Origin of the sequence: Streptomyces sp. AM 2-1-1 (genome assembly GCF_029167645.1) — a bacterium.
In the GTDB taxonomy this organism is placed as follows: Bacteria; Actinomycetota; Actinomycetes; order Streptomycetales; family Streptomycetaceae; genus Streptomyces.
This window is the reverse complement of the sequence record NZ_CP119147.1, coordinates 3,052,439-3,066,263: the sequence shown is the minus strand read 5'-3', so window position 1 is coordinate 3,066,263 and position 13,825 is coordinate 3,052,439. Positions and strand designations below refer to the sequence as shown.

10 protein-coding genes are annotated in these 13,825 nt (G+C 72.1%); 5 read left to right on the top strand and 5 right to left on the bottom strand.

Annotated elements, in window-relative coordinates; all coding sequences use genetic code 11:
• The first annotated feature begins 9 nt into the window (after positions 1-9).
• From PZB77_RS13030 to PZB77_RS13020, 3 genes are all read left to right on the top strand, one after another.
• On the top strand, positions 10-1,677 hold the full coding sequence (locus PZB77_RS13030) for a transcriptional regulator (RefSeq protein WP_275492764.1): 1,668 nt from the start codon (positions 10-12) through the stop codon (positions 1,675-1,677).
• A 233-nt stretch (positions 1,678-1,910) separates the two neighbouring features.
• Complete coding sequence (locus PZB77_RS13025) at positions 1,911-3,158, top strand: phospholipase D-like domain-containing protein (protein ID WP_275492763.1); 1,248 nt, start codon at positions 1,911-1,913, stop codon at positions 3,156-3,158.
• Between the two features lie 180 nt (positions 3,159-3,338).
• Positions 3,339-3,767, top strand: coding sequence for a hypothetical protein (locus tag PZB77_RS13020; protein WP_275492762.1), 429 nt, complete (start codon positions 3,339-3,341; stop codon positions 3,765-3,767).
• Between the two features lie 73 nt (positions 3,768-3,840).
• On the opposite strand, the gene argS is transcribed toward PZB77_RS13020, so the two are convergent.
• A complete protein-coding gene (argS, locus tag PZB77_RS13015) occupies positions 3,841-5,625 on the bottom strand; it encodes an arginine--tRNA ligase (RefSeq protein WP_275492761.1) in 1,785 nt (594 codons plus the stop codon).
• Between the two features lie 144 nt (positions 5,626-5,769).
• Between argS and lysS the strand changes: the two genes are divergently transcribed.
• Positions 5,770-7,524, top strand: a complete 1,755-nt coding sequence (gene lysS, locus PZB77_RS13010; RefSeq protein WP_275492760.1) for a lysine--tRNA ligase — start codon at positions 5,770-5,772, stop codon at positions 7,522-7,524.
• Positions 7,525-7,598: 74 nt separating this feature from the next.
• Here the strand turns inward: lysS and PZB77_RS13005 are convergent, their stop codons facing one another.
• The 3 genes from PZB77_RS13005 to PZB77_RS12995 all read right to left on the bottom strand — a co-directional run bounded on the left by PZB77_RS13005 (position 7,599) and on the right by PZB77_RS12995 (position 11,509).
• Complete coding sequence (locus PZB77_RS13005; RefSeq protein ID WP_275492759.1) at positions 7,599-9,131, bottom strand: DUF2637 domain-containing protein; 1,533 nt, start codon at positions 9,129-9,131, stop codon at positions 7,599-7,601.
• Between the two features lie 396 nt (positions 9,132-9,527).
• Entirely contained in the window at positions 9,528-10,433 is a 906-nt protein-coding gene (locus PZB77_RS13000; RefSeq protein WP_275492758.1) for a DUF3558 domain-containing protein, read from the bottom strand.
• Positions 10,434-10,624: 191 nt separating this feature from the next.
• Positions 10,625-11,509 (bottom strand): DUF3558 domain-containing protein, encoded by an 885-nt coding sequence (locus tag PZB77_RS12995; RefSeq protein WP_275492757.1) that lies wholly within the window; start codon positions 11,507-11,509, stop codon positions 10,625-10,627.
• 236 nt (positions 11,510-11,745) lie between these two features.
• Between PZB77_RS12995 and PZB77_RS12990 the strand changes: the two genes are divergently transcribed.
• Entirely contained in the window at positions 11,746-12,939 is a 1,194-nt protein-coding gene (locus tag PZB77_RS12990) for an RtcB family protein (RefSeq protein WP_275492756.1), read from the top strand.
• Positions 12,940-13,002: 63 nt separating this feature from the next.
• On the opposite strand, the gene PZB77_RS12985 is transcribed toward PZB77_RS12990, so the two are convergent.
• Positions 13,003-13,761, bottom strand: a complete 759-nt coding sequence (locus PZB77_RS12985) for an SDR family NAD(P)-dependent oxidoreductase (RefSeq protein ID WP_275492755.1) — start codon at positions 13,759-13,761, stop codon at positions 13,003-13,005.
• Positions 13,762-13,825: the final 64 nt, after the last annotated feature.

Genomic DNA, 13,825 nt, shown 5'->3' with positions numbered 1-13,825 from the left:
AACGGTCGCGTGGGCACGGAAATCCAGGACTTCGCCGCAGCGCTGGTCGCGCTGAAGGAACGGTCCGGAATGAGTTACGGGACGCTGGCCAAGCGGCTGCACATGAGCACGTCCACGGTGCACCGGTACTGCAACGGTGACGCGGTCCCGCACGACTACGCGCCGGTCGAGCGCCTGGCGAGGCTCTGCCGCGCGACGCCGGACGAACTGGTCGGACTGCACCGGCAGTGGATCCTGGCGGACCAGGCGAAGAAGGCCGGGGGAACACGGAAGGTGAAGGCGGCGACGCCCGCGGCGACCGTTCCCTCCTGGGCCCGCCCGGCCGATGCGGAAGAGGGAGAAGGAGCCGCGGACGAGGGGGACGAAGCCGCGGACGACGGCCGGACCCCAGAGGGCGTGGAGGGCACCCCGTCGGCTGGGGACACGTCCCGCCGACCGGAAACGGAATCAGGTACGGGAGGAGAAACGGAACCGGATCGGAGCGGGGAGGGAGAGCCTGTCCCCACCGTGCCCACGCCCGCTCCCGCACCTGCGCCCGCCGGCCCGTCGGCCGCCGCGTCCGGGGTCCTCCCCACCGGAAGCCCCGCGACCCGCAGCCCCGCCCCCGCGAGCCCCGTCCCGGGGCGCCGTGGGCGCCGGGCTTCCGGTGCGGACCCCGCGGAGCGGCCGGAGCCGGCCGAACCGCTGGTGACGGGAGGGGAGGGCAGAGAGGGCGGTGGAGCCGGCCGCCCGCGTCCACGGCGCACGCGGGTGCTGCTGGCGGCCGCCGTCGTGGTGGCGCTCAGCGTGCCGTCCGCGCTCGTCGCCCGTCACCTCGCCGACGGCGGCGGCGACGGCCGGAACGCCGACGCGACCGGGGCCACCGCCACGACCGCCTCGCCGACCCCCTCCCGCAAGCCGTCCGGTACACCGTCGGTGAGCGCCTCGGCCTCCGCGTCGGCTTCGACGCGGCCCTCCCCGCCGGCCTCCTCCACCGGGGCGGCCACCCCGGTGCCCCCGGCGAAGGAGGAAGCGGCGGCGGCGTCGGACGCGGTGCCGCTGAGCGCCTCCATCACCTCGTACAACTGGGACTCGCCCTGCGGGCAGTACTACCTCCTGGGCGACGATGCGAACGACGTGCCGCCGCCCCCGCCGCAGGACGCCCGGAGCTGGGCGAAGGCGCTGGGCGGGGTGGACGGTGGTTCGCAACTGCTGGAGGTGACCGTGCAGGGCTCGTCGTCGCAGGCCGTGGTGGTCAGCGCCCTCCACGTCCGGGTCCAGTCGCGCAAGGCGCCGCTCGCGTGGAACTCGTTCTCGATGGGCGAGGGATGCGGCAGCGCGATCGTCCCGTGGAGCTTCGACATCGACCTCGACGACAGCCGGCCGCGCACGAAGCCGGTCGCCGGGCAGCAGGGCGACGCCGTCGTCCCCGCGCAGGACTTCCCGTTCCGCACCAGCTCCACCGACGTGCAGGTCTTCCACCTCGACGCCCACGTGGAAGGGCATGACGTCAGCTGGTACCTGGAGCTCGACTGGACCAGCGGCGACCGGAGCGGCACCCTGCGCGTGGACGACCACGGCGAGCCCTTCCGCACGAGCAGCATCAAGGCCCGCCCCGGGTACGTCTACTGGGCCGACCGGGCGCAGTGGATGTCCTCGGAGTACGTGGATCCGGCCCTGGCGGACGAGGGGGAGTGACCTCCCGGACGGGCGGCGTGCTGCGGATCGGTAACGCACGCGCCGCGGTGGACACGTCGGCGGCGGCCGGGGCGGTGAACAGGAGGGCGGGTGCGGGCACCGAAACCACCCGGGGGAGTGACCCGGCGTATCGCGGGCAACCTGTACGACGGCCGACTGCCCGACTGCGGCTTCCGTCCCCCGTGCCCGCGGGGGACAGCGGGCCGCCGCCCTCGTCCTCCGGAAGGTGATCCATGACCAGCAGCACTCTCACCGCCGCCTCCGGCAGCGAGGAGACGGAAAACGCGCGGACCCCGGCAACGACGGAGATCGACCCGGCACTCGCGGTCGAGCGCGTCCAGCGCCTCCGACGGCGGCTGGAGCGGCTCATCGGGATCGCCGCGACCGAGGGGAACGGCCTCCTCCCGCTGCGCAACGGCGACGAGATATTCGGCGCGATGCTCGAAGCGATACGGACCGCCGAGCACACCGTGGACATGATGACCTTCGTGTACTGGCGGGGAGACATCGCCCAGAAGTTCGCGGAGGCGCTCTCCGAGCGCGCCCGGTCCGGTGTCCGGGTGCGGCTGCTCCTCGACGGGTTCGGCAGCCGGCTCATCGAGAAGGACCAGCTGGCGATGATGAGCGACGCGGGCGTGCACGTCGCCTGGTTCCGCAAGCCGCTCTACCTCTCGCCGCTCAAGCAGAACCACCGCTGCCACCGCAAGGTCCTCGTCGTCGACGAGCGCACCGCGTTCACCGGCGGGGTCGGGATAGCCGAGGAGTGGTGCGGCGACGCGCGCAACGAGCACGAGTGGCGCGACACCCACGTCCGGCTGCGCGGGCCCGCCGTCGACGGACTCGCCGCCGCGTTCGCGCAGAACTGGGCCGAGTGCCACGCGGAACTCTTCGACGACAGCGACCGCTTCGTCTCCGGTGCCCAGGAGGGCGACGCGATCGTCCAAGTGGTACGCGGCTCCGCCAGCTTCGGCTGGCAGGACATGCAGACACTGATCCGGGTCGTCCTCGAGTCCGCCGAGGAGCGCGTCCGCCTCACCACCGCGTACTTCGCGCCCGACGAGTACTTCACCGAGCTGCTCTGCGCCACCGCCCGGCGCGGCGTCGAGGTGGAGATCCTGCTGCCCGGCCCGTACACCGACAAGCGGGTCTGCCAGCTCGCGGGGCAGCGGTACTACGAGGCGCTCACCGCGTGCGGTGTGAAGATCCACCAGTACCAGCCGACGATGATGCACACCAAGACCCTCACGGTGGACCGGGTCGCCGCCCTCATCGGCTCCACCAACTTCAACCGGCGCTCGCTCGACCACGACGAGGAGGTGATGCTCGCGGTGCTGGACCCCGAGTTCACCGCCGTGCTCGACGGCCACTTCGAAGAGGACCGCGCGGCGAGCGTGCAGATCGACGGCCGCCGCTGGCGCCGCCGCTCCGTCGTGCAGCGGGCCCGCGAGGCCTCCGTGTACCCGATCCGCCGGTTCCTCTGACCCACCCGGACGGCGACGGACCGTCGCCCGTCCGCGGCACACCCGCCGCACGCCCGCCGCACGTGTGCGGCGGGCCGCCCGGGGCACACGTGCCACCAGCGGTGTCCGCCGCAGCACCCGCCGTACGACCGGGGCCGACGCCGGAGCGCCGGGACGTACGTCACCTAGAGGGAGTGGCCCATGAGCGCGACCGCTGACACGTCACGGGAAACGACAGCCGCGGTGATCACCGAACCCCTGCCCGATCTCCAGCTCCAGCTGCTGATCCAGCTCCTCGACCGCGAACTCCGCTCCAGCCTCCCGCTGACCCTCACCATCGCCGGTGGGGTTCTGCACGGCGACGTGATCGGGCACGAGGAGTGGAAGGCGGAGTGGGCGCGGAGCCTGCGCCAGGTGGAGGGCGAGGGAGCGAACCTCCTCGCGGAGTTCCCCGAATCCGTCGACCAGGGCCTCAGCGAGTTCGGCGCCGAGGAGGACCCCGGTCTGCCGCGCTGGATCCACCTGCGGGACGTCACCCTCAGCGTCGGCGGGGTCAGCCCGGTGCTGCTCCCGCTCTGGCGGGGGCGCCTCTCCGACGTGTCCGGCTGGACCCTGGGCCGCCCGCAGTAGCCGTTTCGTCCTGGGACGGGGCCCGGCGGATCAGTGGATCCGCCGGGCCCCGTCACGTCGGGCGCGCCGGGTGTCAGAGGCGCTCGGGCGTCCGGATGCCCAGCAGCTCCATGCCCGTGTGCAGGGTGCGCGCGGTCAGCTCCACCAGGAAGAGCCGGTTCTCGACGACCTCGGGGGCGTTCTCGTCGCTGAGCACCTGGCACTGGTCGTAGAAGGTCGTCAGGTGCGACGCCAGCTGGTAGAGGTAGGCGGCCAGCTTGTGCGGCTCGTACCCCGCCGCGACCTCGTCCAGCGTCTCGCCGAACCGGTCCAGGTGCAGCCCGAGCGCGCGCTCCGCCGGGGCGAGCTCCAGCTCCGGATGGGCGACCGGCTTCGCGTCCCCGGCCTTGCGGAGGATCGAGCGGATACGGGCGTAGGCGTACTGGAGGTAGACCGAGGTGTCGCCGTTGAGCGAGACCATCTGGTCGAGGTCGAACTTGTAGTCGCGCACGGCGGACGTGGACAGGTCGGCGTACTTCACCGCGCCGATGCCGACGTACCGGCCGTTCTCGACGATCTCCTCCTCGGAGAGGCCCACCTTCTCGGCCTTCTCCCGCACCACGGCCGTCGCCCGGGAGACCGCCTCGTCGAGGAGGTCCTCCAGCCGGACGGTGACGCCCTCACGGGTCTTGAACGGCTTGCCGTCCTTGCCGAGGACGGTGCCGAAGGCCAACTGGTGCGCCTTGACGTCCTCGCTCAGCCAGCCGGCCCGCCGGGCCGTCTCGAAGACCATCTTGAAGTGCAGCGACTGCCGGGCGTCCACGACGTAGAGCAGGGTGTTCGCCTTGAGGCTGCCCACCCGGTCGCGGATCGCGGAGAGGTCGGTCGCCGCGTAGCCGTAGCCGCCGTTGGTCTTCTTGACGATCAGGGGGACCTGGTTGCCGTCCGGGCCCTTCACGTCCTCGAAGAAGACGCAGAGCGCACCCTCGGAGCGGACGGCGACGCCGGTCTCCTCCAGGATGCGGCAGGTCTCCTCGAGCATGTCGTTGTACCCCGACTCGCCGACGATGTCGGGGTCGGAGATCTCCATGTCGAGCTTGTCGAAGACGGAGTAGAAGTAGACCTTCGACTCGTCCACGAACCGCTGCCACATGGCGAGCGTCTCCGGGTCGCCCGCCTGGAGCGCGACCACCCGGTCCCGGGCGCGGGCCTTGAACTCCTCGTCGGAGTCGAAGAGCGCGCGGGAGGACTTGTAGAGCCGGTTCAGCGAGGACATCGCCGCCTCGCCCGCGGACGCGGCGTCCGTGCCCTCGGACGCGTGGCCCAGCTGGTCCGGGTGCTCGACGAGGTACTGGATGAGCATGCCGAACTGCGTGCCCCAGTCGCCGATGTGGTGGCGCCGGACCACGGACTCGCCGGTGAACTCCAGGATCCGCACCATCGCGTCGCCGATGACCGCCGACCGCAGGTGGCCGACGTGCATCTCCTTGGCGACGTTCGGCTGGGCGTAGTCGACGACCGTCGTACCGGCGTCCGGCGCGGTCGGCACGCCGAGGCGGCCCTCCTCGTCGGCGGCCCGCGCGGCGAGCGTCTCCACGATCGCCCGGTCGGTGAGGGTGACGTTGAGGAAGCCGGGTCCGGAGACCTCGATCTCCTCGATCAGCCCGCCAACCGGGATCGCGGCCGTGACCTGGGAGGCCAGCTCGCGGGGGTTGCCCTTGAGCTTCTTGGCGAGCGCCAGGATGCCGTTGGCCTGGAAATCGGCCCGGTCGCTTCGTCGCAGCAGCGGGTCGGCGGCGCCGGCGTCGGGCAGTGCTGCCGTCAGGGCGTCCGCCAGCTGCTGCTGGAGCGTGGAAGCGAGGGAAGGGACCGAGGCCATGTGCCGGCTGCCGTTTCCGTAGGGGGTAAGGGTTTCCCCGAGTATCCCACGGGCGGTGAGCGCGCTCGCAAAGCCATTTTCGCGCTCCGCCCTGTACCTGGGAGAATGGCGGGGCCCCCGAAGTTTCCCGTACGAGAGAAGGGCGTGCCGACCGTGGCCGAGAGTCAGACCAGCACAGAGACCGACTGGGTCTCCCGCTTCGCGGACGATGTCATCGCCGAATCGGAGCGTCGTGCGCCTGGCAAACCGGTCGTCGTCGCGTCCGGGCTGTCCCCGTCCGGCCCGATCCACCTCGGCAACCTCCGCGAGGTCATGACCCCGCACCTGGTCGCCGACGAGATCCGCCGCCGCGGGTACGAGGTCCGCCACCTGATCTCGTGGGACGACTACGACCGGTACCGCAAGGTCCCGAACGGCGTCCCCGGCATCGACGCGTCCTGGGCCGAGCACATCGGCAAGCCGCTCACCTCGGTGCCCGCCCCGGCCGGGTCCGCGTACCCGAACTGGGCCGAGCACTTCAAGGCCGCCATGACCGGGGCACTGGCCGAGCTGGGCGTCGAGTACGACCCGATCAGCCAGACCGAGCAGTACACCGCCGGTGTCTACCGCGAGCAGATCCTGCACGCCATGCGCCACCGCGCGGACATCGACGCCGTCCTCGACCGGTACCGGACGAAGAAGGACCCGGCCGCCGCGGGCAAGGGCAAGCAGCAGCAGAAGAAGGTCGACGAAGCCGAGCTGGAGGCCGCCGAGGGCTCCGGCGCGGCGGACGAGGACGACGGCAGCGGCAGCAGCGCCGGCTACTTCCCGTACAAGCCGTACTGCGGCAACTGCGGCAAGGACCTCACCGTCGTCACCTCCTACGACGACGACTCCACCGAGCTGAACTACACCTGCTCGGAGTGCGGCTTCGCCGAGACCGTGCGGCTGAGCGAGTTCAACCGCGGCAAGCTGGTCTGGAAGGTCGACTGGCCGATGCGCTGGGCGTACGAGGGCGTGATCTTCGAGCCCAGCGGCGTGGACCACTCCTCGCCGGGCTCGTCGTTCGTCGTCGGCGGCCAGATCGTCCGCGAGATCTTCGACGGCGTCCAGCCGATCGGCCCGATGTACGCGTTCGTCGGCATCTCCGGGATGGCGAAGATGTCCTCCTCCAAGGGCGGGGTGCCGACCCCGGGCGACGCCCTGAAGATCATGGAAGCGCCGCTGCTGCGCTGGCTCTACGCACGCCGCCGGCCCAACCAGTCCTTCAAGATCGCCTTCGACCAGGAGATCAACCGCCTCTACGACGAGTGGGACTCCCTGGAGCGCAAGGTCGCCGACGGCACCGCGCTGCCGGCCGACCTCGCCGCCCACGGGCGCGCCGTCCGCACGGCCGCCGGTGAGCTGCCGAGCACCCCGCGCCCGCTGCCGTACCGCACGCTGGCCTCCGTCGCCGACATCACCGCCGGCGCCGACGACCAGACGCTGCGCATCCTCGGCGAGCTCGACCCGGAGAACCCGCTCACCTCGCTCGACGAGGTGCGCCCCCGCCTCGACCGGGCCGAGAACTGGATCACCACCCAGGTCCCGGCGGAAGCCCGCACCGTCGTCCGCACCGAGCCGGACGCGGAGATCCTCGGCTCGCTGGACGAGCAGGGCCGCGAGTCGCTGCGCCTGCTCGTGGAGGGCCTGGACAGCCACTGGTCGCTGGACGGGCTCACCACGCTCGTCTACGGCGTGCCGAAGGTGCTGGCGGGCCTCGCGCCCGACGCCAAGCCGACGCCCGAACTCAAGGTGGCGCAGCGGTCGTTCTTCGCGCTGCTCTACCGCCTGCTCGTCAGCCGGGACACCGGCCCGCGCCTGCCCACCCTGCTCCTCGCCGTCGGCGCGGACCGGGTGCGGGCGCTGCTCGGCGCGTAAGGCCTCCGGCCGCCCGCAGGACGACGGAAGGGGCCGCCACCCGGATCATCCGGGTGGCGGCCCCTTGCCGTCTCTCAGGCGATGTGGTCGGCCGCGAGTTCCGCGTCGTACCGCTGCTTGAACTCCGGCATCAGGCGGCGCAACAGGGCCGCGCTGCGCGGGTGGTGGACGTCCTGGCCGTCGGCGAGGTGGATGGCGAGGACGTCGGTGCTGGGGTAGCCGCTGTTCGTCGCGACGAAGTCCCGGAAGACCTGGTACGCGAGCTCGGCGTACTCGGCATCTTCCGCGGTCTCCGCGGTCTGCGCGGTCTCGGCGGACCCAGCCGTTCCGGCGCTCCCGGCCCCGGACGCTTCCTGGGCGGCCCGCTCGGCCTCCCGCACGGTCTCCTCGGCGGCCTGGACGGCCTCCCTGGCGTCCTCGTCGGGGTCGAAGGGGCGGCCGTCGCGCGGGTACGGGACGGCGCCGATGGTGCCGACGTTGCCCAGCGGGCGGGTACGGCCGCCGGCGCCCGAGGGCACCTGGGAGGGCCCGCGCTCGAAGGTGTCCTCGTGGAACGGGTCGTAGTCGCCCTGGTACGGCTGGTCCGCCGGCTGTCCCGCGAACCACGGGCTGACCTGCGCGTCGGGGTCCACCGGCACGTAGTCGTCACCGCGCTGCTGCTGGTGGGTGTCCTGCGGGTACGGCCCCTGGGGGTACGGGTCCTGCGGATACGCGTCCGGCGGCACGTCGTTCTGGGCGAAGCCGTCCCGGGCGAACCCGTCGCGCCCCCGCGCGTCCCGGTCCCGCGGCTGCGGCAGGGCGGCGCGCGGCGGGAGGTCCCGCTGCTGGGGGTGGGGCGTGGCGTCCTGCCGGCGCCCGGCGTCCTGCGCGTGCTCCGTCCCCTCGTACGGGAGGAGCGCGGCCTTCGGCGCGGGCGGCAGCAGCACGGGCTCGATGCCGGCCGCCGCGAGGCCCGCCGGGGCGGTCTCCGCGAGCGGTACTCCGTACTTGGCGAGCCGCAGCGGCATCAGCGACTCGATCGGGGCCTTCCGCCGCCAGGCGCGGCCGAAGCGGGCCTGCAGGCGGGCCTGGTAGATCAGCCGGTCCTGTTCGAGCTTGATGACCTGTTCGTAGCTGCGCAGCTCCCAGAGCTTCATCCGCCGCCACAGCTTGAACGTGGGAACGGGGGAGAGCAGCCACCGGGTGAGGCGCACGCCCTCCATGTGCTTGTCGGCGGTGATGTCGGCGATCCGGCCCACCGCGTGGCGGGCGGCCTCGACGGCGACGACGAAGAGGATCGGGATCACCGCGTGCATGCCGGTGCCGAGCGGATCGGGCCAGGCGGCGGCGCCGTTGAACGCGATGGTCGCGGCCGTCAGCAGCCATGCCGTCTGGCGCAGCAGCGGGAACGGGATGCGCATCCACGTCAGGAGCAGGTCCAGCGCCAGCAGGACGCAGATGCCCGCGTCGATGCCGATCGGGAAGACCAGTGAGAAGTTCCCGAAGCCCTTCTCCAGGGCGAGTTCGCGCACGGCCGCGTACGAGCCCGCGAAACCGATCGCGGCGATGACCACCGCTCCGGCGACGACGAGCCCGATGAGTATCCGGTGCGTGCGTGTGAGCTGCATCGCGGCCACCCGCGATCCCCTCCCCGACCTCTGTTCTCCGCCCGGCTTCTACCATCCGGCGAAGGGCCAGCCTGGCACACGTGTACGAGACGTGACGCGCGGGGAGGGCGGGAGGGCCGTCCCCGGGGGAGTCCGGGGGGAGCCCCGCATTCCGCAAGGTGGGCTCTGGGCTGGGACGTTGCGCCGGGGGCGACTTTCGGTCACGACTTGGCCGCGACCGGCGGGAGCCGCCCGTCGCCGGCCCTGCGCGGTGGTCGCGACAGGGCGTCAGGTGCCTCTCCGACCCTCGGAGGCCGCCCGGACGTGCCGCCGGGGTCCGGCGCGGAGGGCCGGACCCCGGGGCGAGGTCCGATCGGGCGGAGACTGCCCGGCGTCGCGGGCCGCGCCGGACCCGCGTCAGGACTTCTTGGTCGCCTTCGGGGTCGCCTTCGCCGTGGCGCCGGAGTCCGAGTCGTCCGAGCCGCTGCTCTCGCTGCTGCTGGTCTTCGGGCTGTCGCCGGCGCCGGTGCTCTTGCTGCTGCTCGTCTTGGGATCGGCGCTGGTGGTGGCGCTCGGGCTCGCCGACCCGGACGCGGCGGCGCCGCCCGTGCCGCCGACGGCCGCGACCGCTTCCTTCGCCGCTGTTCGGGCGCCCGCCAGGATGTCCGCGGCGGAGGGGGCCTTGGCGCCCGCGTACCCGGTGCCGTTGTAGTTCACCGAGACGACGACGTTGGCCGTGCGCACGACGAGCGTCGCGTAGGAGAAGTCCTCGCTCGTCTTGTTCAGGGTGTACGTGATCGCGGTCGCCTGGTCGCCGATGCCGGAGACCGGCGTGGTCGCGAGCTTCTTGGCGCCGTCGGCGGACTGCGCCTTGGTGACCGACTTGGTGTAGTCGGTGGTCGCGCGCTCCGCGCCGCTGCCGAGGGACTGGTCGGATTCGTACCGGACGAAACCGATGTCCAGCCAGTGGTAGACCGAGCCCTTGACGCCCTGGTCGTCCAGGCCGTTCCAGGAGCAGCCGCCCCGGGCGTCCTCGTCGTTGGACTTGGCCACGGTGCCCGACGCCTTCTTCACGGACGGGACGAGCTTCTTGACCGTCTTCGTGGAGAGCGCCTTGCACGATTCCGGCAGCCCGGCGAACTTCGCCGGCTCCACGGTCGGGCTGGCGGAGGGCGTGCTCGGCGATCCGGAGGCGCTGGAGCCGGAGGCGGAGCTCTTCTCCTTCGCGTCGTCGGAGTCCGACGAGCAGCCGGCGGCGGCGAGCATCACCGGGACGGCGGCGCAGAGGAGTATGCGGGACAGTCGCGGAGCTGATCGGTGCATGGTTCCTTCACTCGGACGGGACAGCGGTCGCGGTCGTGCGGGCGGTTGTCTTCCTGCTCGCGGTCGCGCGGTCGGGCGGTACGGGTACGTGTTCCGGAGAGCCACCGTACGACGGACGCGGAGCCCGCGTGGCCGGGGCGGGCCGCCGCGGCGGCCCCGGCGAGGACCCGGGCGCGGGCCGGAACGGCGGTCTATTCGTTGATGCTCTCGTCCAGTCCCCGGGCCAGTGCCTGGGCCTTCTCCTGGAGTTCCGCACTCTCCGGTGCGTCGGCCGCGCGGATGGCCTGCTCGGCGTACCGGACGGTGACGAGCACGTTCGATGTGCGGAAGACCACGCTGACGGTCCGGCGCTGAGCGGTGGAACCTCCGCTTTCGACCGAATCATTGAGAAATGCGGCATTCCCGATGTGATCCAGGGTCCGGGGAGCCGTGTTCTCGGCGTCCTCGGCGTTCTCCGAGTCGCCGGAGTGCCCCGCTCCGGACCCGTCCCCGGTGTCGCCGGTGCTCGGTGCCAGCGACGCGGGCGCCGTGGGGGAGGTGGATCCCTGGGGCGCCACCCCGTCCCCGGCGGACGGCGACGCGGTGGCGTCGCCCGGCGAGGCCGGGGAGGCCGGAGAGGGGGAAGAGGGGTCGGCGGACGGTGAGGGGGCGGGCAGTCCGGCCGCCTCCGCCTTCTTCCCGTACACCGCGGCGGCGCTGTCCTCGTCGCTCACCGAGGGGTCGTAGGAGACGACCCGTTCGAAGTCGACCACCAGGGTGCGGGTCGAGTCGGCGGACGGCGCCCGCCAGGTGCAGCCCGCCTTGCGGTCGGTGTCGTAGGTGACCGACGCCCGGCCTTCGTACACCTTCTCCCGCTGTTCCTCGGGGAGTTCGGCCACGCCGGGCAGCAACTGCTCGAGGGTGGCCGTGCTCACGGACCGGCAGGCCTCGGGCAGCGTCCGGTACTTGCCGGGGGGTGCGACGAGGACGGTGGGGCCGCCGGGCTTCGCGTCGGCGGTGGCGTCCTCGGTGCCCGAGCTCCCGGTGCAGCCGGCGACGAGCGCCGCGAGGAGCGCGATGCCGGGAACGTACGCCATGGGTCGCAAGGTCCCAGGCCCCCTTCGGTACGAAAACGAGTTGCCGCGCGAGGGCGGCCGATGGACACAATGTGTATCGCACGTGCGGCTGTGCACGCCGGTCGGCCGAGATGTTTGCCGATCTTCGCACCGGTTTTGCGCTTTGCGTCTTATGCGCCCTTTCAGGCTTCTTTCTGTTGTCGTCTCCAGCTGTCGTCGTCTTCAGCTGTCCTGTGTGTCGGGGGAATCGAGGAACCATGTCGTACGTGGAGTTGCCGGGCGCGCAGGTGCCGATCCGGATGTGGGCCGACCCGGCGTCGGTCGAGGACGTCGCGATGCGGCAGCTGCGCAACGTGGCGACCCTGCCCTGGATCAAGGGGCTCGCGGTGATGCCCGACGTCCACTTCGGCAAGGGGGCGACGGTCGGCTCGGTGATCGCGATGCACGGTGCGGTCTGCCCGGCCGCCGTCGGCGTGGACATCGGCTGCGGCATGTCCGCCGTGAAGACCTCCCTGACCGCCGACGACCTGCCCGGTGACCTCTCCCGGCTGCGGTCGCGCATCGAGGAGGCGATCCCGGTCGGCCGCGGGATGCACGAGGAGCTGGTGGACCCGGCCGGCCTGACCGGGACGGGTACGGCGGGCTGGGACGACTTCTGGTCGCGGTTCGGCGGCATCGCGGACGCGGTCAAGTTCCGCCAGCAGCGCGCGGTGCGGCAGATGGGCACGCTCGGCGGCGGCAACCACTTCATCGAGTTCTGCCTCGACGAGGAGGGCGCGGTCTGGCTGATGCTGCACTCCGGTTCGCGCAACATCGGCAACGAGCTGGCCGACCATCACATCGGCATCGCGCAGAGCCTCCCGCACAACCAGGGGCTCGTCGACCGCGACCTCGCGGTCTTCGTCGCCGACACCCCGCAGATGGCCGCCTACCGCAACGACCTGTTCTGGGCGCAGGAGTACGCCAAGTTCAACCGCGCCGTCATGATGGGCCTCTTCCAGGACGTCGTCCGCAAGGAGTTCCGCAAGGCGAAGGTCGCCTTCGAGCCGGTCATCTCCTGCCACCACAACTACGTGTCGGAGGAGCGGTACGACGGCATGGACCTGCTGGTCACCCGGAAGGGCGCGATCCGGGCCGGCTCCGGCGAGTACGGGATCATCCCCGGCTCCATGGGCACCGGCTCGTACATCGTGAAGGGCCTCGGCAACGAGAAGTCCTTCAACTCCGCGTCGCACGGCGCCGGTCGCCGGATGAGCCGGATGGCCGCGAAGCGCCGCTTCACCACCCGGGACCTGGAGGAGCAGACGCGGGGCGTCGAGTGCCGCAAGGACTCCGGAGTGGTGGACGAGATCCCCGGCGCGTACAAGCCGATCGAGAAGGTCATCGACCAGCAGCGGGACCTGGTGCGGGTCGTCGCGAAGCTGAAGCAGCTGGTCTGCGTGAAGGGCTGAGACGGGGGAAGCGGGGTGTGCGTACGGGTCCGGTCCGGGGGGCCGGACCCGTACGCGTCCCGCTCAGAGCGTGCGGTGCACCTTGGTGTTGGAGGCCTGGGCACGCGGGCGCAGGACCAGGAGGTCGACGTTGACGTGGCTGGGACGGGTCACCGCCCAGGTGACGGTGTCGGCCACGTCCTCGGCGGTGAGCGGCGCGTCGACGCCCGCGTACACCTTCGCCGCCTTCTCCACGTCACCGCGGAAGCGCTTGGTGGCGAACTCGTCGGTCTTCACCATGCCGGGCGCGATCTCGATGACCCGCACCGGCGTCCCCACGATCTCCAGCCGCAGCGTCTCGGCGAGGACGTGCGCGCCGTGCTTGGCCGCCACGTAACCCGCGCCGCCCTCGTACGTCCCGTGGCCCGCCGTCGAGGTCAGCACCACGATCGTGCCGTCACCGCTCGCGGTGAGGGCAGGCAGCAGGGCCTGGGTGAGGTTGAGGGTGCCCAGGACGTTGGTCTCGAACATCTGGCGCCAGTCCGCCGGGTCGCCGGTGGCGACCGGGTCCGCGCCGAGGGCGCCGCCCGCGTTGTTCACCAGGACCGCGAGCGAGCCGAACGCGGTGGCGAACTCGTCGACCGCCGCGCGGTCGGTCACGTCCAGGGCGTACGCGGCCGCCTGGTGGCCCGCCGCGTTGATCTCCTCGGCCAGCGCCTCGATGCGGTCCTTGCGGCGGGCGGTGAGCACCACGCGGTAACCGGCGGCGGCGAGCTGCCGGGCGGTCGCGGCACCGATACCGCTGCTCGCACCGGTGATGACGGCGATGGGGGTGGCGGCCATGACGAACTCCTCGGACAGGTGACCGGTACGGGGCCAGGATAGGCGGACGCCGCCGCCCGCCCCG

Bases quoted from the DNA above. Each gene is read 5' to 3' on its own strand.
- PZB77_RS13025 (WP_275492763.1), top strand. From the start codon at position 1,911: ATGACCAGCAGCACTCTCACCGCCGCCTCCGGCAGCGAGGAGACGGAA.
- PZB77_RS13020 (WP_275492762.1), top strand. From the start codon at position 3,339: ATGAGCGCGACCGCTGACACGTCACGGGAAACGACAGCCGCGGTGATC.
- argS (WP_275492761.1), bottom strand. From the start codon at position 5,625: ATGGCCTCGGTCCCTTCCCTCGCTTCCACGCTCCAGCAGCAGCTGGCG.
- PZB77_RS13005 (WP_275492759.1), bottom strand. From the start codon at position 9,131: ATGCAGCTCACACGCACGCACCGGATACTCATCGGGCTCGTCGTCGCC.
- PZB77_RS13000 (WP_275492758.1), bottom strand. From the start codon at position 10,433: ATGCACCGATCAGCTCCGCGACTGTCCCGCATACTCCTCTGCGCCGCC.
- PZB77_RS12995 (WP_275492757.1), bottom strand. From the start codon at position 11,509: ATGGCGTACGTTCCCGGCATCGCGCTCCTCGCGGCGCTCGTCGCCGGC.
- PZB77_RS12990 (WP_275492756.1), top strand. From the start codon at position 11,746: ATGTCGTACGTGGAGTTGCCGGGCGCGCAGGTGCCGATCCGGATGTGG.
- PZB77_RS12985 (WP_275492755.1), bottom strand. From the start codon at position 13,761: ATGGCCGCCACCCCCATCGCCGTCATCACCGGTGCGAGCAGCGGTATC.